Origin of the sequence: Bradyrhizobium sp. LA2.1 (assembly GCF_040547725.1) — a bacterium.
GTDB lineage: Bacteria > Pseudomonadota > Alphaproteobacteria > Rhizobiales > Xanthobacteraceae > Bradyrhizobium > Bradyrhizobium barranii.
This window is the reverse complement of sequence record NZ_JBEPQI010000022.1, coordinates 34,986-56,900: the sequence shown is the minus strand read 5'-3', so window position 1 is coordinate 56,900 and position 21,915 is coordinate 34,986. Positions and strand designations below refer to the sequence as shown.

19 protein-coding genes and 1 tRNA gene are annotated in these 21,915 nt (G+C 64.5%); 9 read left to right on the top strand and 11 right to left on the bottom strand.

The window, feature by feature from the left end:
* Positions 1 to 80: 80 nt before the first annotated feature.
* The 5 genes from ABIB95_RS33655 to ABIB95_RS33635 all read right to left on the bottom strand — a co-directional run bounded on the left by ABIB95_RS33655 (position 81) and on the right by ABIB95_RS33635 (position 4,119).
* On the bottom strand, positions 81 to 464 hold the full coding sequence (locus ABIB95_RS33655) for a hypothetical protein (protein WP_071916046.1): 384 nt from the start codon (positions 462 to 464) through the stop codon (positions 81 to 83).
* Positions 465 to 1,047: 583 nt separating this feature from the next.
* Complete coding sequence (gene groL, locus ABIB95_RS33650) at positions 1,048 to 2,697, bottom strand: chaperonin GroEL (protein ID WP_071917644.1); 1,650 nt, start codon at positions 2,695 to 2,697, stop codon at positions 1,048 to 1,050.
* A gap of 141 nt (positions 2,698 to 2,838) precedes the next feature.
* Complete coding sequence (locus tag ABIB95_RS33645; protein ID WP_063984905.1) at positions 2,839 to 3,156, bottom strand: co-chaperone GroES; 318 nt, start codon at positions 3,154 to 3,156, stop codon at positions 2,839 to 2,841.
* A gap of 103 nt (positions 3,157 to 3,259) precedes the next feature.
* Positions 3,260 to 3,523 carry a DUF1488 family protein gene (locus ABIB95_RS33640; protein ID WP_063984906.1) on the bottom strand — a complete coding sequence of 88 codons (264 nt, stop codon included), beginning with the start codon at positions 3,521 to 3,523 and terminating at the stop codon, positions 3,260 to 3,262.
* A gap of 521 nt (positions 3,524 to 4,044) precedes the next feature.
* Positions 4,045 to 4,119: transfer RNA gene (locus tag ABIB95_RS33635), tRNA-Gln, on the bottom strand.
* A gap of 269 nt (positions 4,120 to 4,388) precedes the next feature.
* Between ABIB95_RS33635 and ABIB95_RS33630 the strand changes: the two genes are divergently transcribed.
* Entirely contained in the window at positions 4,389 to 6,167 is a 1,779-nt protein-coding gene (locus ABIB95_RS33630; protein ID WP_354245842.1) for an acyl-CoA dehydrogenase family protein, read from the top strand.
* Positions 6,168 to 6,173: 6 nt separating this feature from the next.
* Here ABIB95_RS33630 and ABIB95_RS33625 read toward each other — a convergent pair whose 3' ends face one another.
* Positions 6,174 to 7,409, bottom strand: coding sequence for an MFS transporter (locus ABIB95_RS33625; RefSeq protein WP_354245839.1), 1,236 nt, complete (start codon positions 7,407 to 7,409; stop codon positions 6,174 to 6,176).
* Positions 7,410 to 7,711: 302 nt separating this feature from the next.
* Here ABIB95_RS33625 and ABIB95_RS33620 point away from each other — a divergent pair, with 302 nt between their 5' ends.
* The 8 genes from ABIB95_RS33620 to ABIB95_RS33585 all read left to right on the top strand — a co-directional run bounded on the left by ABIB95_RS33620 (position 7,712) and on the right by ABIB95_RS33585 (position 16,852).
* On the top strand, positions 7,712 to 8,467 hold the full coding sequence (locus tag ABIB95_RS33620) for an enoyl-CoA hydratase-related protein (RefSeq protein WP_028148179.1): 756 nt from the start codon (positions 7,712 to 7,714) through the stop codon (positions 8,465 to 8,467).
* A 220-nt stretch (positions 8,468 to 8,687) separates the two neighbouring features.
* A complete protein-coding gene (locus ABIB95_RS33615; protein WP_354245837.1) occupies positions 8,688 to 10,343 on the top strand; it encodes a bifunctional metallophosphatase/5'-nucleotidase in 1,656 nt (551 codons plus the stop codon).
* Between the two features lie 148 nt (positions 10,344 to 10,491).
* Positions 10,492 to 11,421: a histone deacetylase family protein gene (locus ABIB95_RS33610; RefSeq protein WP_085401274.1), complete on the top strand. Its 930-nt coding sequence runs from the start codon at positions 10,492 to 10,494 to the stop codon at positions 11,419 to 11,421.
* 68 nt (positions 11,422 to 11,489) lie between these two features.
* Positions 11,490 to 11,741 (top strand): exodeoxyribonuclease VII small subunit, encoded by a 252-nt coding sequence (locus ABIB95_RS33605; RefSeq protein ID WP_008132970.1) that lies wholly within the window; start codon positions 11,490 to 11,492, stop codon positions 11,739 to 11,741.
* 589 nt (positions 11,742 to 12,330) lie between these two features.
* A complete protein-coding gene (dxs, locus tag ABIB95_RS33600) occupies positions 12,331 to 14,259 on the top strand; it encodes a 1-deoxy-D-xylulose-5-phosphate synthase (protein ID WP_028148183.1) in 1,929 nt (642 codons plus the stop codon).
* A 37-nt stretch (positions 14,260 to 14,296) separates the two neighbouring features.
* Entirely contained in the window at positions 14,297 to 14,851 is a 555-nt protein-coding gene (locus ABIB95_RS33595) for a nucleoside 2-deoxyribosyltransferase (protein ID WP_354245834.1), read from the top strand.
* Between the two features lie 26 nt (positions 14,852 to 14,877).
* A complete protein-coding gene (locus tag ABIB95_RS33590; RefSeq protein WP_166350553.1) occupies positions 14,878 to 15,612 on the top strand; it encodes a TlyA family RNA methyltransferase in 735 nt (244 codons plus the stop codon).
* The gene (locus ABIB95_RS33585; RefSeq protein WP_354245829.1) at positions 15,605 to 16,852 is read left to right on the top strand and encodes a class I SAM-dependent RNA methyltransferase; all 1,248 of its coding nucleotides are present in this window, start codon (positions 15,605 to 15,607) and stop codon (positions 16,850 to 16,852) included. Before ABIB95_RS33590 ends, ABIB95_RS33585 begins: the two co-directional genes overlap by 8 nt.
* Before the next feature lie 40 nt (positions 16,853 to 16,892).
* On the opposite strand, the gene ABIB95_RS33580 is transcribed toward ABIB95_RS33585, so the two are convergent.
* Genes ABIB95_RS33580 through ABIB95_RS33560 form a run of 5 tightly spaced genes read right to left on the bottom strand, consistent with a single transcriptional unit; the run spans position 16,893 to position 21,829 of the window.
* Complete coding sequence (locus tag ABIB95_RS33580) at positions 16,893 to 17,744, bottom strand: ABC transporter permease (RefSeq protein WP_071917647.1); 852 nt, start codon at positions 17,742 to 17,744, stop codon at positions 16,893 to 16,895.
* 2 nt (positions 17,745 to 17,746) lie between these two features.
* On the bottom strand, positions 17,747 to 18,595 hold the full coding sequence (locus ABIB95_RS33575) for an ABC transporter ATP-binding protein (protein ID WP_175618032.1): 849 nt from the start codon (positions 18,593 to 18,595) through the stop codon (positions 17,747 to 17,749).
* The gene (locus tag ABIB95_RS33570; protein ID WP_354245825.1) at positions 18,592 to 19,638 is read right to left on the bottom strand and encodes an ABC transporter substrate-binding protein; all 1,047 of its coding nucleotides are present in this window, start codon (positions 19,636 to 19,638) and stop codon (positions 18,592 to 18,594) included. The genes ABIB95_RS33575 and ABIB95_RS33570 overlap by 4 nt, the downstream gene beginning before the upstream one ends.
* Before the next feature lie 38 nt (positions 19,639 to 19,676).
* Positions 19,677 to 20,897 (bottom strand): CaiB/BaiF CoA transferase family protein, encoded by a 1,221-nt coding sequence (locus ABIB95_RS33565; RefSeq protein WP_354245822.1) that lies wholly within the window; start codon positions 20,895 to 20,897, stop codon positions 19,677 to 19,679.
* Complete coding sequence (locus tag ABIB95_RS33560; protein WP_354245819.1) at positions 20,894 to 21,829, bottom strand: hydroxymethylglutaryl-CoA lyase; 936 nt, start codon at positions 21,827 to 21,829, stop codon at positions 20,894 to 20,896. Before ABIB95_RS33560 ends, ABIB95_RS33565 begins: the two co-directional genes overlap by 4 nt.
* Between the last annotated feature and the right edge of the window lie 86 nt (positions 21,830 to 21,915).

The following is a 21,915-nucleotide window of genomic DNA, read 5'->3' as shown; positions in this document are numbered from 1 at the left end:
CCCCTTCCACTGCGCAAGATGCAGACGTGTCGAGGGGCCGGCGCGTCTATGCGCAGATTTCCGCCGCGCGACTTGCCTGACTATCCGCGCAGCTCCACAGCTTTCTTGCTACCAAGCGATTCGGCACAAGCTTTCGCAACGGCTGAATTTGGCTCAGTGCTTCCCGGCATCGTGGCCCAACCGCCTTTTTCGACGAACTTGCTCTGATCCCACGCATAGGTCGTCTTCTTCATTGCGACCAGATTTTCCGACGCATCAGCGGCTTGTTGAAACTTCTCAACGCAGATGGGTGTGAGAGCTGCGACGACAGCCGTCGCAGCACTATTCCTCGCGAGCGTCTCGGCGGCCCCACCCGTCACCCAGCCGCCCCAGCTGAAACCCACGATTGCCAGAGCAATTGCTCCGGCCACGGCTCCCCACAGTGCCGGCCGCACGGCAGCTTTCGTCTCGCTGGAGATTTCCATGATTTTCGCCTTGATTTGGAGGTATGTTGAGCTTCACCGGTTAAGGAGGCTAGACACGTCGAGGGATCGGCGTCTGTACCAAATTGCTCACTACACTCGCGTAGGGATACCTTCGGGATGGCTTGATGCGCCGGCTCGCTGCAGTCTGATGCCAGCGCGCCACGGCGAGTATCTGCACCCTTGATGCTCCTGGAAATGCAGGGCCTTTGTGAGATTCTCCGCCTTTCGCAGTTGAGCGCGGGCGGTACCAATAATCGGTTCAGGTGTTCCTTTTCGAACAGACGGCGACGCCTCTCCCCGCTTTATTCCTGCATTGCCTGACTTGAATATATTACCGATCAGCCCGGCCCTCGCGGCCGGGCTTTTCGCTTGGGAAGGCCGTTCGCAGTCGAGGGCGATAGAACAGCAGTCTCACCTCGGCGTCTCGGCAAACGAGGAGAAGCTTCCCTGGAAGGGTTTGCCGGACTGCGGAGTGCGCATGCGGTTCTCAACTGACCCTTTCCTGTGAGCAGATCGTCGCTTCTGCCTCCTGGAAATCGGCCATCCCTTCCCTTGTCTGCCGTTCGGCCATGAGCGGTTTGACCTAGAAATCCATACCGCCCATGCCTCCCATGCCGCCGCCACCCGCAGGCGCGCCGCCGCCGGCGTTCCTCTTCGGCACCTCGGCCACCATGGCTTCGGTGGTGATCAGGAGAGCCGCAACCGAGGCCGCGTTCTGGATCGCCACGCGAACCACCTTGGTCGGGTCGATGATGCCCTTGGCGACCAAGTTGCCATACTCACCGGTCTGCGAGTCGAAGCCGTAGGCGTACTGTTCCTTTTCCAGGATCTTGCCGACGATCACCGAGCCGTCTTCACCGGCGTTGATCGCGATCTGGCGAGCGGGAGCCGACAGCGCCTTGCGCACGATCTCGACGCCGGTCTTCTGGTCGTCGTTCTTGGTGCGCAGCCCCTTGAGATGCTCGGAGGCACGGAGCAGGGCGACGCCGCCGCCCGGGACGATGCCTTCCTCGACCGCCGCGCGGGTCGCATGCATCGCGTCATCAACGCGATCCTTGCGCTCCTTCACCTCGACCTCGGTCGCGCCGCCGACGCGGATCACCGCGACGCCGCCTGCGAGCTTGGCGAGACGCTCCTGGAGTTTCTCACGGTCGTAGTCCGAGGTGGTCTCCTCGATCTGCGCCTTGATCTGGGCCACGCGCGCCTCGATGTCGGCCTTCTTGCCGGCGCCGTTGACGATCGTTGTGTTCTCCTTGTCGATCATCACCTTCTTGGCGCGACCGAGCATGTTGAGCGTGACGTTCTCGAGCTTGATGCCGAGATCTTCCGAGATCGCCTGGCCGCCGGCCAGGATCGCGATGTCCTGCAGCATGGCCTTGCGGCGATCGCCGAAGCCCGGCGCCTTGACGGCCGCAACCTTCAGGCCGCCGCGCAGACGGTTGACGACGAGGGTGGCGAGCGCCTCGCCTTCCACGTCTTCGGCGATGATAACGAGCGGCTTGCCGCTCTGTACGACTGCTTCCAGGAGCGGCAGCAGTTCGTTCAGGCTGGAGAGCTTTTTCTCGTAGATCAGGATATAGGCGTCGTCCATCTCAACGCGCATCTTGTCGGCGTTGGTGACGAAGTAGGGCGAGATGTAGCCGCGGTCGAACTGCATGCCTTCGACGACTTCGAGTTCGGTCTCGAGCGATTTGGCTTCTTCAACCGTAATGACGCCCTCGTTGCCGACCTTCTTCATGGCGTCGGAGAGGAACTTGCCGATCTCCGCATCGCCGTTGGCCGAGATGGTGCCAACCTGAGCGATCTCCTCGTTCGAGGTGACCTTCTTGGAGTTCTTGACGAGGTCGGCGACCACGGCGTCCACTGCCAAGTCGATGCCGCGCTTGAGGTCCATCGGGTTCATGCCGGCGGCAACCGCCTTGGCGCCTTCCTTCACGATCGCAGCCGCGAGCACGGTGGCGGTGGTGGTGCCATCGCCGGCCGCGTCAGCTGACTTGGAGGCGACTTCGCGCACCATCTGTGCGCCCATGTTCTCGAACTTCTCTTCGAGCTCGATCTCCTTGGCGACGGTGACGCCATCCTTGGTGATGCGGGGAGCGCCGAACGACTTGTCGAGGACAACGTTGCGGCCCTTCGGACCGAGCGTCACCTTTACCGCGTTGTTGAGAATTTCGACGCCGCGCAACATGCGGTCGCGGGCATCGACGCCGAATTTGACTTCTTTGGCTGACATGGCGATCTCCGTTTTCAACTGGTCAGATCCCAAAGGCCGCGCAACTGGCGAGCTCTTGAGGGATGAGATTTGAATTGCGGGCCTCATCCTTCGAGAACCCGGCTACGCCGAATCCTCAGGGTAAGGAAAACCGGCTGGCGCTTACGCGGCCTTCTTCTTGGCGGCCGGCAGATCAGTGAGGACGCCCATGATGTCGCTTTCCTTCACGATCAGCAGGTCGACGCCGTCGATCTTGACTTCAGTGCCGGACCACTTGCCGAACAGCACGCGGTCGCCGACCTTCAGGTCGATCGGGATCAGCTTGCCGGCTTCGTCGCGGCCACCGGGGCCGACGGCGATGACTTCGCCCTGGGAGGGCTTCTCCTTGGCGGTGTCCGGAATGATGATGCCACCGGCTGTCTTGTCATCGGCCTCTATGCGCTTGACCACGACGCGGTCATGGAGCGGACGGAATTTCATGCGATCCTCCCTGGCTTTTGTGATTATTTCTGGATTGGCAGTCGTAATGAAGCACGTGCCGTAAACGAAGTCTTCCGCTTCCATCAAGACGTGAGGCTTCGTCTCAAAAATTGGCGGCGACCAGATCGTAAGAGCCCCTGCTGCCGCGGACGTACACCCTGGCAGCGGCGGCACATATCACATCACGATTGGAATCGAATGCGCTCAGGAAATCCGATTCATTGTTGGAGTGAGCGCCCGGTTCAAGTCGCCTCAGCGCGTCTTCCTCTATGAAGAACGATGCCTCTAACGCGCTATCGTATCCCCAAAAACGCACGGCGTGCCGCGTTCGGTCATATGAACGACTGAAATTCGGAAACTCGATCATGGTTGGGTCCGATCAAGTTTGCGCAACGGGAATAGGTTCTGAGAGCGATCCGGCTGCGCTAAACCATAAATGGCTACTCTGGAATCGGATTACAACTGCCCACGAAAATTAAGTGCGACCAGCCTCGTGATCTTCTTCGGGCTGTTGATCGTCGCTGCAATAAATTTTCAGTGGTAGTCCTCCCGGCTCACCCGCGCTATCGGCTCAAGCCAACAGCTAGTTGGCTGCGCTGAAATGACTCACGAGCTGAATGTCTGCGCGGCGGCAGTTGATGCGATCCCTTCACAAGGTACGACCGTCACTCGTACTGCGCTCAGTCCTACAGGTGGTCAGCTTGTCTTCAGCGACCCGCGCGATCATTGTGCGAAATTCGCGAACACCGTCCGGGTAACTGATCTCGAGTTTCTGGAAGATGTTCTGAGTAAATGGTGGCGAACAAAAACAGCGACGTCTCCAACGGACAGCGCCATCCGCTCTCCAGATGGGGCAACGGTGACGTCGATTTGGTAAGCAATATCAATTGGCTGGGGCGGGAGGGATCGAACCTCCGAATGGCGGAATCAAAATCCGCTGCCTTACCGCTTGGCTACGCCCCAACAGGCGACCAGGGAACGGACGGAAGAACCGGCTACCGCAGATTCCCGCTGGTCGCAGCCGGTCTATAGGGAGCGGCGCGGCATTTCAACCGCCTGGAGGGGCAAAATACCTGAGGTCCAGGACCGGGGCCGGCGCTGGCCGTGCCACCCTTTATTATAGGCCCGGCGGCGGCGCCGTTCCGGGCCGGCGCAGTCCCGGCGTTCGGGCAGTTGAGACCTCCCCCGTTTCATGGGAATACGGCGCCAATACCTGTCCACGGGAGTGAGCCATGACCTACCGCGCGCCGATCTCAGACATGCTGCTGTCGCTCAACCATGGCGCCGGCCTGAAGGCTGCCGTGGAGGCCGGCCATTACGGCGATTTCGACGGCGACATCGTGAGCGCCGTGCTGGAGGAAGCCGGCAAGTTCGCAACCGACGTGCTGGCGCCGCTCAACCAGGTCGGCGACGAGCACGGCATCAAGCTCAGCGATGGCAAGGTCACGACTGCGCCGGGCTGGCCGGACGCCTACAAGCGCTGGACCGAGGGCGGCTGGAACGCGGTCTCCGGCCCGGAGGATTTCGGCGGCCAGGGCTTGCCGATCGCGATCAACGCGGCCTGCACCGAGATCTGGAGCGCCTCCAACGTCGCCTTCGGCCTCTGCCCGCTGCTGACGGCCTCGGCGATGGAGGCGCTGGACGCCCATGGCAGCGACGAGCTGAAGAAGATCTATCTGGAAAAGCTCGTCTCCGGCGAATGGACCGGCACGATGCAGCTGACCGAGCCGCAGGCCGGCTCCGACGTCGGCGCGCTGCGCACCCGCGCCGACAAGCAGGCCGACGGCACCTATCGCATCAAGGGGACGAAGATCTTCATCACCTATGGCGAGCACGACATGACCGACAACATCGTGCATTTCGTGCTGGCGCGCCTGCCGGACGCGCCCGCGGGTACCAAGGGGATCTCGCTGTTCCTCGTGCCGAAGTTCATGGTCAATGCCGATGGCTCGCTCGGCGCGCGCAATGACATCTATGCGTCGGGCGTCGAGCACAAGCTCGGCATGCATGCTTCCCCCACCTGTACCATGACCATGGGCGATCATGGCGGCGCGATCGGCTTCCTCGTCGGCGAAGAGAACCAGGGCATGCGCTGCATGTTCACGATGATGAACCAGGCCCGCCTCGGCGTCGGGCTGGAGGGCGTCGGCGTCGCCGATCGCGCCTACCAGCAGGCGCTGGCCTATGCGCAGGAGCGCAAGCAGGGCCGCGCCATCGGCAAGACGGGCGACGGCTCGGACGCGATCTTCGTGCATCCCGACGTCAAGCGCATGCTGATGCGGATGCGGGCGCAGACCGCGGCCGCACGCACCATCTGCTATGCGACCGCGGTCGCGATCGACGTCTCCACGCGCGCCAGGGATCCGAAGGTTCGCGCGGATGCCGCCGCACGCGCGGCGCTGCTGACGCCAATGGCGAAGGGCTATTCCACCGATATCGGCAACGAGGTCGCCTATCTCGGCGTGCAGGTGCACGGCGGCATGGGCTTCATCGAGGAGACCGGCGCCGCGCAGCACTACCGCGATGCGCGCATCACCGCGATCTACGAGGGCACCAACGGCATTCAGGCGATCGATCTCGTCACGCGCAAGCTCGCGGCCAATGGCGGCGCTGCAGTATGGGTGCTGCTCGACGAACTCTCGGCAACCGTGAAGCAGGTCGAAGCCTCCAACGATCCTGCTTTCGGCACCACAGGTACGAAGCTGCGCGAAGCGCTGGAGTCGCTGACGCGCACCAGCAAGTGGCTGTTGGAGCGCGTTGCATCTGCGCCTAACGAGGCGCTCGCCGGCGCGACGCCGTATCTGCAGCAGTTCGGCTCGACGCTCGGCGGCTGCATGCTGGCCTCCGAGGCGCTCGCCGCGAAGGCCGACGGCAACACCGACGCTGCGCGCTACGTCTCGCTCGCACGCTTCTTCGCAGAGAACATCACGGTGCAGGCCGGCGCGCTGGAGCGCACGGTGACGGAGAGCGCGGAGTCGGTCGCTGCGGCGGATGCGGTGTTGTTGGGGTAAGGGTGGCTACGACGCTGCGAGCTTCGCCCTTCTCCCTGGCCGCCACAGCACGATTCCCGCCGCCACGAGATCGAGCATCACACATATCGCAAACGCGCTCGTGTAGTTGCCGGTGAAACTCCGCACGAGGCCGATGATGCCGGGGCCAAAGGCGCTGACGACGCCGCTGATCGACGTGCCCAATCCCATTGCGGCGGCAAAGGCGGCAGCACCGATCTCGCGCTGGATGATCAAGGGCGGGAACGTGATCATGTTGCCGATCGAGAAGCCGTAGACGGCGCAGCAGACGAGCAGCACGGTCGGGTTCGTGCTTTGGAGAAGCACGAACAGCGCCGCCGCCTGGCTCGTCATCGACGCCGCGCAGGCGAGCCGCGGATCGAGCCGGTCGACGAACAGGCCGAGCGACAGGCGGCCGACCACCGCCATCGCCGCCATGATGGTGACCGCAAGGCCTGCGGCATAACGCCCGATCAGCGGCTCGAGGAACGTCACCTGGTGGATGATGAATCCCATCTGCGCCAGCAGCGCGATCGCGATCGGCAGCACCATGGTCCAGAACGCCGCGTTGGCGAGCAGCGTCTTGCGGGAATGGGCCGGCGCGGCCATGCCAGCGGACGAGCGGCCGCCCGATGCCGGCGATATCTGCGTCGGCCAGCCGATGAAAATGACGACCACCGGAAGCACCAGCACCACCATCGCCATCGTAGCGGCAAGCATGGCGGACTGGAAGCCGATGCTGCCGGTCAGCGACAACAACAGCGGAACGAGGACGATGCCGCCGCAGGTCGCGCCGTTGAAGGCGAGGCTGAGCGCGAGCCCGCGGCGCCGTTCGAACCAGGCGTTCAGCACGGTGGCGATCACCACGGTGCCCATGCCGGTCCAGCCGACCGACATCAGCGCATAGGCGAGATAAAGCTGCCAGGTCGTCTGCATCAGCGCCAGCAGCACGGTCGACGCGCCGAGCGCCGACAGGCCGCTCAGGATCAGCGCGCGCAGCCCGATGCGGGCGAGCAGATCGTCGGTGAAGATGACGAGCACGGAGGTGAGGAGAAACGAGAAGGTGCTCGCCGCGGAGACCAGCGTGCCCGGCCAGCCATGGGCGCGCTGGAGCTCGGCGAGATAGACGCCCTGGCCATAGAGGCCGAAGCCGAACATGAAGAAGGCCATCAAGAAACAGGCCAGCACGACGCGCCAGCCGCGATAACGCAGCGAGGATTCGTCAACGCCCGTTGCGGCAATCATCAAACGAACAATCGGCCAAAGGAACCGGCATTGGGCAATCGTGCCCTACAACCCCCGGTTTTTCAAATGAAACATTGTAGCCATTTGTTGCAATGCGCAACTGCATGTGCGAAGCAATACAACCGGCATGATCCGGTGCGGTGCGGTTCCCGATCAGAAAAACGACAGCGCGCCATGCGGCGGACTCACGGGGACGTTCTCGAAAAGGTCGAGCGGGCGGATTGGCACGCCTGCAAGATGATGTAGGCTGAGGCTTGCGAGACTCGCCAAGGCAAGCGTCGCGGCGACCGCAGGGGGCTCTCATGCCGAATGGCAATATCGTCGTCACCGAAGAGCGCGGAACGCGCGTCATCACCCTGCGCCGCCCGAGCAAGAAAAACGCGATCACGCAGGACATGTATCGCGAGATGAGCCGCGCGATCGACACCGCGCAGAACAATCCCGACATCCGCTGCATGATCATCACCGGCGGCTCCGGCGTGTTCACCGCCGGCGACGACATCGACGACTTCATGCAGGCCGAACCGAATTCCGAGACGCTGTCGGACGGCGCAAAATTTCTCTATTCGCTCGCCCTCAACGTCAAGCCGATCATCGCGGCCGTCGATGGCGCCTCGATCGGCATGGGCACCGTGATGCTGTTTCATTGCGACTATGTGCTCGCCTCGAACGCCGCGACCTTCTCCGCGCCCTATATCCATCTCGGGCTCGTTCCGGTCGGCGCGGCCAGCCTCCTGATGCCGAACACGATGGGCTACCAGCGCGCCTTCGCGATGCTGGTGATGGGGCGGACTTTCACCGCCGCGGAGGCGCACGCGGCAGGCTTCGTCAACACCGTGGTCTCGCCGGGACATACCGAGGTCGAGGCGCGCAAGGTGGCGCGCGATATCTGCCGGCTGCCGGCCGAGGCGGTCGCGGCCTCGCGCAAGCTGCTGCGCGCCGCGCCCGAGGAGCTCACCCGCCGCATCGACCAGGAGGCCCATCTGTTCGGCGAGCGGTTGAAGTCGGACGAGGCGATTGCCGCGTTCAAGGCGTTTGCAAACCGGAAGAAGAGGTAGGGCGCCCTCTTCCCCTAGTGCGAGGCGGGTGACGGGTCTGTCTCAACGAGTCCGGCACCGTAGGGTGGGCAAAGGCGCACTTGCGCCGTGCCCACCATCAATCCACAACCGCAACAGAAGCGGTGGACACGCTTCGCTTTGCCCACCCTACGACACTCCCGCAAGGGGAGAAGGAAGAAAGCTTCGTGAAATCTTCGCGCGGAACGACTAATCTTGTTCCATGCAATACCGATCCATCCTTGCCTCGCTCGCTCTCGTCGCCACCCTCCCCGCCTCGGCCCAGACCGCCGCGCCGGTCGAGCTGCGCATTCTCGCCATCAACGATTTCCACGGCAATCTGCGTCCGCCGCCGGGCGGCATCCGGATCAATGATCCCGAAGACAAAAGCAAGAAGGTCATGGTCGCGGCCGGCGGCGCGGAGTACATGGCGACGCTGGTCAAGCAGCTGCGCGAGGGGCACGCAAACACGATCTTCGTTGCCGCCGGCGACCTGATCGGCGCGAGCCCGTTCCTGTCGGCAATGTTTCACGACGAGCCCTCGGTCGAGTCGCTCTCGATGATGGGGCTTGCGATCACCTCTGTCGGCAATCACGAGTTCGACGAGGGCAAGACCGAGCTCTTGCGGATGCAGAACGGCGGCTGCCATCCGGTCGACGGCTGCCAGGGGCCGCATCCCTTCACGGGCGCCAAGTTCCATTATCTCGCGGCTTCCACCGTGGAGACCGCGACCGGCAAGAGCGTACTGCCGCCCTACGAGATCAGGGAGTTCGAGGGCATCCCCGTCGCCTTCATCGGACTGACCTTGAAGGAGACCGCGGGCATCGTCTCGCCCTCAGGCATTGCCGGGCTCGAATTCCGCGACGAGGCCGAGACGGTGAACGCGCTGGTGCCGCAGCTGAAGGCGCGTGGCGTCGAGGCGATCGTGGTGCTGATCCACCAGGGCGGCGAGCCCTCGGGCGACTACAATGAATGCCCCGCCATCACGGGGCCGATCGTCGACATCGTCAAGAAATTCGACCGCGCCGTCGACGTCGTCGTCAGCGGCCACACCCACCGCGCCTATGTCTGCGACATCGACGGGCGGCTCGTCACCAGCGGTGACAAATACGGCACGCTGGTCACCGCGATCGACCTCAAGCTCGATCCTGTGACCCGCGACATCGTCAGCGCCAAAGCCGAGAACGTCATCGTCGCCAATGCCTCGCTGGCGAAGGATCCCGAACAGACCGCGTTGATCGAAGCCTATGACAAGCTGTCGGCACCGATTGCGAATCGCCCGGCCGGATCGGTGACGCAGACGCTGTCGCGCGTGCCGAACGAGGCCGGCGAGAGCGCGCTCGGCGACGTCATCGCGGACGCGCAGCTCGCCGCGACGAAGGACGCCAAGGATGGCAGCGCTGTCATCGCGCTCACCAATCCCGGCGGCATCCGCACCGACATTGTCCCGAAGGAGAACGGCGCGGTGTCGTTCGGCGAACTGTTCGCGAGCCAGCCGTTCCGCAATCGCCTTGTTACGATGACGCTCACGGGCGGCCAGCTCAAGGACATGCTGGAGCAGCAATGGCTCGATCCGAAGCGCCCGCGGATTCTCCAGGTCTCGAACGGGTTCAGCTACACTTGGGATGCGACGAAACCGTTCGGCGAGCGAATCAGCCTTGAGAAGATGACGCTCAACGGCAAGCCGGTCGAGCCTGGAAGCGGCTACCGCGTCACCGTCAACGATTACCTCGCCGTCGGCGGCGACGGTTTTACGGCCGCCAAACAAGGCACATCGCAGCAATATGGCGGCTACGACGCGGACGCGCTGTTCGCCTTCTTCAGGGCGCACGGACCGATCGGTCCGCTGCCGCCCACCCGCATCCTGCGCGTGAATTGATCCGGATCAAACGGACTTGTCCGGAACCACCCTTTGCCATCCCCGCCCAAGCGCTTAGATTGCGTTTTGCATTTGCGTTTTGCATTTGCGTTTTGGCTCGGGATGCGCCAAGCGACGTCGAGAGCCCGTTCCCTGTGAGGCCGACCTGATGAGCACGCTTCTCCTCTCCCACAAGGCCTGCCTCGACCACGTCACGCCGCCGGGACACCCTGAAAGGCCCGACCGCCTGCGGGCGGTGGAGGAAGCGCTGTCGCAGGAGCGCTTCCAGTTCCTGGCGCGCGACCTGGCACCGGAAGGCGATCTCGATCTCGTGACGCTGTGCCACAACGAGCATTACGTCACCGAGCTGCGCCACATCGCGCCGACCAGCGGTCAGGTCTATATCGACGGCGACACCTCGATGTCACCAGGCACGTGGGAAGCGGTGATGCGCGGCGTCGGCGGCGCAGTGGCTGCGACCGAAGCGGTGATGAATGGCGAGCATCGCAACGCCTTCGTCGCGGTGCGCCCGCCCGGACATCACGCCGAGATCGGCAAGCCGATGGGCTTCTGCTTCTTCGACAATGCCGCGATCGCCGCGCGTCATGCGCAGCGCAAATACGGCATCCAGCGCGCCGCCATCGTCGATTTCGACGTGCATCACGGCAACGGCACGCAGGACATCTTCTGGTCCGATCAGACCGTGATGTACTGCTCGACGCATCAGATGCCGCTGTTTCCGGGTACCGGCGCGAAGGGCGAGCGCGGCGACCACGACACCATCGTCAATGCGCCGCTCGCTTCCGAAGACGGCGGACCAGAATTCCGCGCCGCGTTCGAGCAACTGATCCTGCCGCGCCTCGAAAAATTCAGCCCCGAGCTTCTCGTCATCTCCGCGGGCTTCGATGCGCATTACCGCGATCCGCTGGCCTCGCTGAATTTGCGCGCGGAGGACTACACCTGGGTCACGCGCAAGCTGATGGACCTTGCCGACAAGTCCGCAGGGGGCCGCATTGTTTCGGTGCTCGAGGGCGGCTATGACCTGCAAGGATTGAAAGAATCTGTTACGGCGCATGTCGGCGCCCTGATGGGCGCTTGACGCACCCGCCACATTACGCCCGCAAAACTGCGCTTTTTCTCACGTGAAGCGGGCAATGGGAAACGGATATGGCCGAAAATACCCAAGTCGACGTCTCCAGGCTCACCTTCGAACGCGCCATCGAGGAGCTCGAAACCATCGTGAAGCGGCTCGAGGACGGCAAGGTGCCGCTCGAGGAATCCGTGACGATCTACGAGCGCGGCGAGGCGCTGAAGCGCCGCTGCGAGGAATTGCTGCGCCAAGCCGAGGCACGCGTCGACAAGATCACCACCGATGCCAGCGGCCAGGCCACCGGCACCGCACCGCTCGACGTGCAGTAAGGTCCCCGTTTCAAGCCGCCCGCCTCAAGCATCGGCCATCTGCAGTTTTTCATGATCGCACGCCGCTGTTTGGGCTTACAGCCCTCGGCGGCCAGGCACTGACATCGACGAGTTCCCCCGGCCAGGGCCTCTCGGGCTCGCGAATCTGGCCAAAACGGCCTTCCTCTCGCCCAAAATGCAGGCGAGGAACCGGGCAAGACTGGAACCCATCCGCCGGCGCCAGGATTAACCAAGCTGGCCCGCGGGTTGCAGGTGCATACCCCTAAACGACCCTGCGGGTTGGCTTTGGCCCAAGCTTTGGTGTAAAGCTGCGCGGAGTGTGGCTTTTTGCAAGCCTTGCGTGGGCACAAATTACCGACGACAAGCGCTTCAAACTGCTAATGAAATTGGCTGGGACGGACGAAGCCGATCTAAGTGACAGGGATCACAGGGACTGAACCGGAGCGCACCTAAGCTCACCTAAGCTTGAAGACGGGGCCCTCCCCCATGCAGGTGGCTCCGACGGTTTAAGGACTCGCGCTGCGCCGATATTGTGCAAACCCATCGCGCACCGGAACGATCTTCCGGCGCTGACAAATTGGAAATCGCCGTGAACGCATACAGTAAAACGCCGCTTCTCGACACCATCCATACGCCGGATGACCTGCGCAAGCTCAAGATCGAGCAGGTTCGCCAGGTCGCCGACGAGCTGCGGCAAGAGACCATCGATGCCGTCTCGGTGACCGGCGGTCACTTCGGCGCCGGCCTCGGCGTGGTCGAGCTCACCACCGCGATCCATTATGTCTTCGACACGCCGCGCGACCGGCTGATCTGGGACGTCGGCCATCAGGCCTATCCGCACAAGATCCTCACCGGCCGGCGCGACCGCATCCGCACGCTGCGCACCGGCGGCGGCCTGTCCGGCTTCACCAAGCGCAGCGAGAGCGATTACGATCCGTTCGGCGCGGCGCATTCCTCGACCTCGATTTCCGCCGGCCTCGGCATGGCGGTCGCGCGCGACCTTTCCGGCGGCAAGAACAACGTTATCGCCGTCATCGGTGACGGCGCGATGTCAGCCGGCATGGCCTATGAAGCCATGAACAACGCCGGCGCCATGAACTCGCGCCTGATCGTGATCCTCAACGACAACGACATGTCGATCGCGCCGCCGGTCGGCGCCATGAGCGCCTATCTGTCGCGCCTCTACTCCGGCAAGACCTATCGCACGCTGCGCGATGCGGCCAAGCAGATCAACAAGCGCCTGCCCAAGATCATCGCCAACCGCGCCAACCGCGTCGAGGAATATTCGCGCGGCTTCATGATGGACGGCGGCACGCTGTTCGAGGAGCTCGGCTTCTATTACGTCGGCCCGATCGACGGTCATAACCTCGACCATCTGCTGCCCGTGCTGAAGAACGTGCGCGACATGGAGACCGGCCCGATCCTGGTCCACGTCGTGACGCAGAAGGGCAAGGGCTACGGCCCGGCGGAGGCTTCCGCCGACAAGTACCACGCGGTCGTCAAGTTCGACGTCGCGACCGGCACCCAGGCCAAGGCCAAGCCGAATGCGCCGGCCTACCAGAACGTGTTCGGCCAGAGCCTCGTCAAGGAAGCGCAGAAGGACGACAAGATCGTCGCCATCACCGCGGCGATGCCGTCCGGCACCGGCGTCGACATCTTCAACAAGGCCTTCCCCGACCGCACCTTCGACGTCGGCATCGCCGAGCAGCACGCGGTGACGTTCGCCGCCGGTCTTGCGAGCGAAGGCTACAAGCCGTTCTGCGCGATCTATTCGACCTTCCTGCAGCGCGGCTACGACCAGATCGTGCATGACGTCGCGATCCAGAACCTGCCCGTCCGCTTCGCCATCGACCGCGCCGGCCTCGTCGGCGCCGACGGCGCGACGCATGCCGGCTCGTTCGACAACGCCTATCTCGGCTGCCTGCCGAACATGGTGATCATGGCCGCGGCGGACGAAGCCGAGCTCGTGCACATGGTGGCGACCCAGGTCGCGATCGACGACCGTCCGAGCTCGCTGCGCTATCCGCGCGGCGAAGGCCGCGGCATCGAGATGCCCGAAGTCGGCGTTCCGCTCGAGGTCGGCAAGGGCCGCATGATTCGCCAGGGCAGCAAGATCGCCTTGCTCTCCTTCGGTACGCGCCTCGCCGAATGCGAGAAGGCGGCCGACGAACTCGCCGCCCACGGCCTCTCCACCTCGATCGCCGATGCGCGCTTCATGAAGCCGCTCGACACCGAGCTGGTTCTGAAGCTCGCCCGCGACCACGAGATCCTGATCACGATCGAGGAAGGCTCGGTCGGCGGGTTCGGCTCGCATGTCGCGCAGTACCTGACCGATCAGGGCGCGCTCGACGGCGGCATGGTCAAGTTCCGCTCGATGGTGCTGCCCGACGTGTTCCAGGACCACGACACGCCGGCCGCGATGTACGGCCGTGCCGGTCTCGACGCCAAGGGCATCGTCGCCAAGGTGTTCGAGGCGCTGGGCAAGGACGTCAAGACCGAGACGGTCAAGCTCGCCTAACGGCGAGCTTCGACCTTCGCGAACCAGCGCGACCTTCATGAAAATCTATCTGGCAGGGCCCGACGTGTTCCTGCCGGATGCGGTTGAGATCGGCCGGCAAAAGGCCGCGATCTGCGCTGCGCATGGGCTCACCGGCCTCTACCCCCTCGACAACGCCATCGATCTCACTTCGCCCGACGCCTCGCGGCAGATCTTTTGCGGCAACGAGGCGATGATGGACGAAGCCGATGCCATCATCGCCAACCTCACCCCGTTCCGCGGTGCCGGCGCCGACCCCGGCACCGTCTACGAGCTCGGCTACATGGCCGGCCGCCGCAAGTTTTGCCTGGCCTATTCCAACGACGGCGCCGTCTATGCCGACCGCGTCGGCCGCTTCATGGACGTGACCTCCGAGGACGGACGGCTGGTCGATGCACAGGGGCTGACGGTCGAGGATTTTGGCCTCGTCGACAACCTCATGATGATCCATGCGCTGGAGCTGCACGGCTGCCCGCTGATGACGCCGGCGCAGATGCCGATCGACGTCTGGCACGATCTGGCCGCGTTCGAGGCTTGCGTCCGGATCGCGGCCGCGCGATTGATCGCACCATAGACGTTTCAGTCGCCTCCGGAGATCCGATGTCCCCTGCCCGCAAGCGTGCGGATGTTCTGCTGGTCGAGCGCGGCTTGTTCGAGAGCCGGGCGCGGGCGCGCGCGGCGATCGAGGCCGGGCTCGTCACCGCCGACGACAAGCAGGTCGCGAAACCCTCGGAGACGATCGCTGAGGACGCGGTGATTCAGGCCGAGCCTGCGCATCCCTATGTCTCGCGCGGCGGCGTCAAGCTGGCCGGCGCGCTGGAGCGCTACCCCATCGAGATCGAGGACCATGTCTGCCTCGATGTCGGCGCCTCCACCGGCGGTTTCACCGAGGTGCTGCTGGCGAACGGCGCCAGCCTGGTGTTCGCCATCGATGTCGGCACCAGCCAGCTGCATCCTTCGCTGCGCGACCATCCCAAGATCGTGTCGATGGAGGAGACTGACATCCGCAGCTATGATGGCAAGCGGCTGCCGGCGCGGCCCGACGTCGTCGTCATCGATGTCAGCTTCATCTCGCTCAAGACGGTGCTGCCCGTGGCGCTGTCACTGGCAGCGGCGCCGATGAGCCTGCTGGCGCTGATCAAGCCGCAGTTCGAGGCCGATCGAAAGCACAACAAGAAGGGCATCATCCGCGACGCCGCCGTGCATCAGGAGATCTGCGACGACATCGCGGTCTTCGCCGCTTCGCTCGGCTGCACCGACATCGAGGTGTTCCCCTCCCCGATCACGGGCGGTGACGGCAATATCGAATTCTTCCTGGGCGCGCGCCGTGGTTGAGCGCGTGAGGATCGATCACGTCGGCCATCGCGGCGACGGCGTCTCGCTCGCTGCGGGCGATGCCGTCTATGTGCCCTACGCGCTTGGCGGCGAGACCGTCGAGGTCGACCACGTCGCCGGCAACCATCCCGACCGCCGCAAGCTGCTCGCGGTCGATGTCGCCAGCCCCGATCGCATCGAGCCGTTCTGTCCGCATTTCGGCATCTGCGGCGGCTGCGCCATCCAGCACTGGGCGCCCGCGCCATACCACGCCTGGAAGCGCGGCATCGTGGTCGAGACGCTGGCCCAGGCCGGCATCGATTGCGAGGTGGCGCCGCTGGTCGATGCCCATGGGGTTGGCCGTCGGCGCGTCACGCTGCACGGCCGGTTCGGCACGCATGACGTCCTCAAGGTCGGCTTCTCGGCGGCGAGCTCGCACGACGTCATCCCGATCCACCGCTGCCCGATCCTCGATCCCGGGCTCGAGGGTGCGCTCGACGCCGCCTGGGCGCTTGCCGAACCGCTGACGTCCAAAATGGCGGTGACGAAGCCGCTGGACATCCAGGTCACCGCGACCGCCAACGGTCTCGATGTTGACGTGCGCGGCTCCGGCCCGCTGCCGACGGCGCTGGTCACGGCGCTTTCGCGCGTCGCCGAGCAGCATCGGCTGGCGCGGCTGACGCGGCACGGCGAGTTGGTGCTGCAACGCCTTCCGCCGACGGTGCGGATGGGCCGCGCCGAGGTGACGCTGCCGCCGGGCTCTTTCCTGCAGGCAACGATCGCGGGCGAGGAGACGCTGGCGTCGCTCGTCGCCGAGCGTGTCGGCAAGGCCAAGGAGGTTCTCGACCTCTTCTGCGGCGTCGGCCCGTTCGCTCTCCGGCTTGCGGAAAAGGCACGCGTCACCGCCTATGACAACGATGCCGGCGCCGTCGCGGCGCTCGTGAAGGCGGCGCGCACACCAGGGCTGAAGCCGATCAAGGCCGAACCGCGCGACCTGTTCCGCCGCCCGCTGGTGCCGCCGGAGCTGCGCGACTTCGACGCTGTGGTGTTCGACCCGCCGCGCCAGGGCGCGCAGGCGCAGGCGCTGAAACTCGCTGCGAGCAAGGTCCCCGTCGTGATCGCGGTGTCCTGCAACGCCGCAACCTTCGCCCGCGACGCCCGGCTCCTGATTGACGGCGGCTACAGGATCGAGACCGTGGTCCCGGTCGACCAGTTCCGCCACACACCGCACGTGGAATTGGTGGCGCGGTTCGCGCGCTGATGCGCTACCTGCCGCTCACCGGCCGATTGCTTCCAGACTGCTATGCCGACGGCTCGAATTGCGGCTGCCATCGCAGCAGGTAGGACTGCAGCGAGCGCACTGCGATCGCCAACAGGATTCCGACGAACATCATGACGAAGATGGCGACCATCATCTCGCTGGCATTGGCGCGCGCCTCGGCTTCGATGATGAGCTTGCCGAGCCCGCGCTCGGCGCCGATGAACTCGCCGACGATGACGCCGATCAGCGCGAAAGACACCGCCGGCAACAGCGACGCGAACACCCAGGCCAGCGCGGAGGGGATCACCACCGTGCGCAGCACGGTGAGTTCGCTGGCACCGAGCAGACGGGCAGCGGCGATCTGGTCGCGGTCGACGGCACGCGTTCCCTCGAAGGTGTTGAAGAACACCACGAAGAACACGACGAGCCAGGCAGTGGCTATCTTGGAGAGATCGCCGAGGCCGAAGATCAGGATGACGAGCGGCACCAGCGCGATGCGCGGTATCGAGTTGAGCGCCACGACATAGGGCCCGAACACGCGGGCAAGGAAGTCCGAACGGCCGAGGACCAGGCCAGCCGCTACTCCGCTCGCGGACCCGAAAAGAAACCCCCACCAGGTGTTCTTCAGCGTGACGAGCGTGGCGAGCCACAAATTGTTGTCGTTGCCATTGATGCAGGCCGCGAACCCGGCGGGATCGGCAAAGCAGCCAAGCCGCAGGAAGCTCTGCCAGATCAACGACGGCTTGGCGACGAAATACGGATCGAGGATTTTCGGCACATAGGCCTTCGGCAACAGCGCCTTGCTCCATTCGAAGCCCCACTGCCAGACGACGAGAACCACCACGAGAATGGCCACTTGCCAGAACAGGATGGCGCTACGGCTCTTGGACATGATCATTCGGCCCTGGTGCGGCGGAATTCTTCGCCGAGGGAATGCCAGATGTGAGAGTAGAGGCGGCCGAATTCGGCGGTCTCGCGCACGTCCACGGGATCGCGCGGCCGCGGGATGGCGACGTCGAAATCTTCCTTGAGCCTCCCGGGCCGGGCCGAGAGCAGGATGATGCGGCTCGCCAGCGTCAAGGCCTCGCCGAGATCGTGGGTCACGAACAGCACGGTCTGCCGCTCGCGTTCCCAAATCTCCAGCAGCGTCTTGTGCATCTCGAGCTTGGTGTGGGTGTCGAGCGCGCCGAACGGCTCGTCCATCAGCAGGATCTCGGGCTCCATGATCAGCGTGCGCATCAAGGCGACGCGCTGGCGCATGCCGCCGGACAGCATGCTGGGGAAGCTCTGCGCAAAGCCGGAGAGCCCGGCCTTCTCGACGGCCGACGCGACGCGCCCGGCGCGCTCGGCCTTTCGCAGCCCCGCGATCTCCAGCCCATAGCCGATGTTCTGCTCCACGGTTCGCCAGGGAAACAGCGTGTCGCGCTGGAAGACATAGCCGACCCTGCGGTTGACCTTGCCGGTCTCAACCGTGTCCTCATCGATCAGGATGCGTCCGCCCGAGCGCGGCAATAGCCCCGCGACCATGTTGAGGATGGTGCTCTTGCCGCAGCCGGACGGGCCGAGCAGCGCGACGAACTCGCCCTGCTTGACCTCGAAGGAGACGTCATCGACCGCCACGAACTCGCGGCCGGACGCGTTGAAGCGCTTGGCGAGACCTCGCACCGCGATGCGGGTTCGCGCCTCCGCTCTCTCAACCTCGTCTCGCGCGAGCGCGAATCCCGGGCCTGGCGCAGCGATCATTTGTATTTCGCCCTCGCCGCCTGGAGGAAGCTGATGTCGATGACATCCTCGTATTTCGTCTCGGGAATATCCGTTCCCTTGCGGTACCAGGGTTTGGCGCCGCGTTCGAACGAGGACTTGTCGATGACGCCGTCATAGGCCCAGGTCGATTTGTCGAAGCCGAGCTCGGCGCTGATCGCATCGGGGTCGATGCCCGAGAAATATTTCGGCGTGACAAGTGCCTGCACGTCCGCGAGCGGTGTCGCCTTCACGAAAGCCATCGCGCGGTGGATCGCGTTCACATAGGCCTGCACCATCGCCTTGTCCTGCTCGATCGTGTCCTGGAGCGTGTAGATCACCAGCACGGGCAGCGTCCCGCCGAAATCCTTCTCGAATACGCCGGGCTTGGAGGTGTCATAGATCGTCCCGCCAAAGCCCTTCTTCTCGACCTCGACGATCCAGCTTGGCGGCGCCATGATGGCGTCGAACTGCTTGGTCTGCAGCGACGGAAACATCGTGTTGGGTCCGCCGCCGGCGACCCAGTTCACCCTGTCGCCGAGCCCACGCGTTTCGAACACATAGGTGCCGAACACCCAGGTACCCGACCCGATCGCGGTGGCCGCGACGATCGGCTTGGCGCCGTCAGGCCGTTTGTGCTCGGCGAGCTTCTCGACCGAATTGATACCGCCGTCGTAAAGGTCCTGCCGGACCACGATGTTGGCGTAGGAGCACACCATCTCGGTCGCGAGCAGGATCTTGCAGGGTTTGCCGCGCGCACTGAGCTGGAGCGGATGGCTGGCATCGCCATGCGCGAACAGGGCTTGTCCCGCCGCCAGCGTCTGACGGCCGAATGTGCCGGCGTTACCGGTGACGAGCTTGGAGTCGAGACCTTCGTCCCTGAAGTAACCCTTCAGCTCGGCAATCATGCCGATGGCGTAGACCGGCGACATCGGCCCGAAGGCGAGGGATACCTGCTTGGTCTCGGCGCGGGGCTGCCCGGGCAGCATCGATGCGCCGGCCAATGTGGAGCCCGCGATCAGCGCCTGGCGCCTGGTGATGTTCATCTGCTCCTCCCTTGATTCTTGTTTGATCGATCCGTTCGTCAGGACGGGTCTGGCGCGATCCGGATGGTTCCTGCCTTTCGCAGCGTCTCGATTTCGCTCGACGAAACGCCGATCTCGCTCAGGATCTCGCGCGTCTGCTCGCCGATCTGCGGCGGATCGTAGCGGTTGGGCAGGCGGCGGCCGTCCATGGAGATCGGCAACAGCGGCGTTTTTGCCTCGCCGCCATCAGGCAGGTGAATGTTGGTCAGCCCGCCCGACTGGTTCAGATGCGGGTCGTCGAAGAGATCGCCGGGCTTGTTGACCGGCGCGTAGGGCAGATCGAGCTGCTCGAGGCGTGCCGCGAGATCGGCCTTGTCCCATTGCTTGAAGATCTTCGCGATCTCCGGAACCAGCCAGCCGCGATGGTCGACGCGGTCGTTGCTCGTCGCAAAGCGCGGATCGGCAAGCCAGGATTCGCGATCGAAGGCGCGGCAGAACGCCGCCCACTGCTCTTCACCGACGATGGTGACGAACAGTTTCGAGCCGTCCCTGGTGTCGAAGAGATCGTAGACCGGCCAGGGGCTGTCCTTGATCGAATAAGGAATCGAGGGCTGGCCGCTGACCACCTCGCACATCATGGCCTGCGCCATCAGGAACACGTTGTTCTCGTAGAGCGCGCTCTGGATGTAGCGACCGCGGCCGGTGCGCTGCCGCTCGGCCAGCGCAGCCTGAATCGCGATCACGCCGAACATGCCGCCCATGATGTCGTTGACCGAGGCGCCGGCGCGCATCGGTCGGTCCGGCAGGCCAGTCATGTAGGCAAGGCCGCCCATCATCTGCACGACCTCGTCGAGCGCGAGGCGGTTCTCGTATGGGCCGGGCAAATAGCCCTTGAGCGAGCAGTAGACCAGGCGTGGCGCAAAAGCGGCAACCGACTCGTAGTCGAGACCGATCCGCTTCAGCAGGCCGGGGCGGAAATTCTCGATCAGGACGTCGCTGCTCTCGATCAGCCGCCGCGCGATGGTCTGGCCTTCCGCGGTCGACGTGTCCAGCGCGATGCTGCGCTTGTTGCGGCTGTAGGTGGCGAAGAAGCCGGCAGCCGGTCCCTTGAAATAGCGGGTGCGGTCGCCCTTCGGCGGCTCGACCTTGATCACGTCGGCGCCGAGATCGGCGAGGATCAAGCCGCAGCTCGGCCCCATCACCATCTGGCTGAACTCGATGACACGAAGGCCGGCCAGCGGACGCGGCTCCGTTGCCGCCTCGGATGCAACCGCCGTCATGCCGCCCTCCGCAGCACCTTGGGAATTCCGGCCTCGTGCAGGTGTCCGGTCAGATGTTTTGCCGGGATATGGCGGACCAGAATTTCGCGCGTCTGCATCAGGCGATCGAGGTCGATGCCGGTGGAAAGTCCCATGCGTTCCAGCATGAACACGAGATCCTCAGTGACGATGTTGCCGCGGGCACCAGGCGCGAAAGGACAGCCGCCAAGTCCTGATACCGCGGCGTCGAAACGCCGGATCCCGGCGTCGAGGCCGGCGACGGCATTGGCGAGGCCGGCACCGAGCGTGTCGTGCAGATGCAGCCGCAGCGTCATCTGCGATCCGACTTCACGCCTGACGGCTTCGACGATCTGCCTGATCAGTTTCGGGGTGGCATAGCCGACGGTGTCGGCGAGCCCGATCTCGTCGGCACCGGCCTCGGCGAAGGCGCGCGCGACCCGGCATACCGCCGCTTCGCTCACCTCGCCCTCCAGCGAGCAGCCGAAGGAGGTGGCGATCGCGCCCATCAGGTGCGGCCGTCGGTCCGCCGGACCGGCGTCGATCGCGGCGCGGACCGCGCGAAACCCGTCGAGCTGCTCTTCGATCGAGCGGCGCACATTGGCGCGGTTGTGCGTCTCGCTGGCGGAGATGACGAAGTAGACGGCGTCGACACCGGCGGCGATGGCGCGCTCGGCGCCCTTCACGTTCGGCACAAGTGCACCGATGGTCGCGGTCCTGTGCGCGAGCGCGTGCGCCATCACCGCGTCGACATCGGCGAATTGCGGTACGACCTTCGGCGGCACGAAGGATCCCGCGTCGATCTCGCGCATGCCGGCGGCGGCGATCATATCGATCAGCGCGCATTTGGCTTCGGTAGGAACGAACACGTCCAGGTTTTGCAGCCCATCGCGGGGGCCGACCTCGCAAATCAGGACATCCGGCGCATGCGCCATCAGGCTCTCCCTGGCTCGATTGTATATTATTGCATAAAAGAACAATCCGTGGGACAGTCTGTCAAGCTCAAAATCTGCGTGCACTG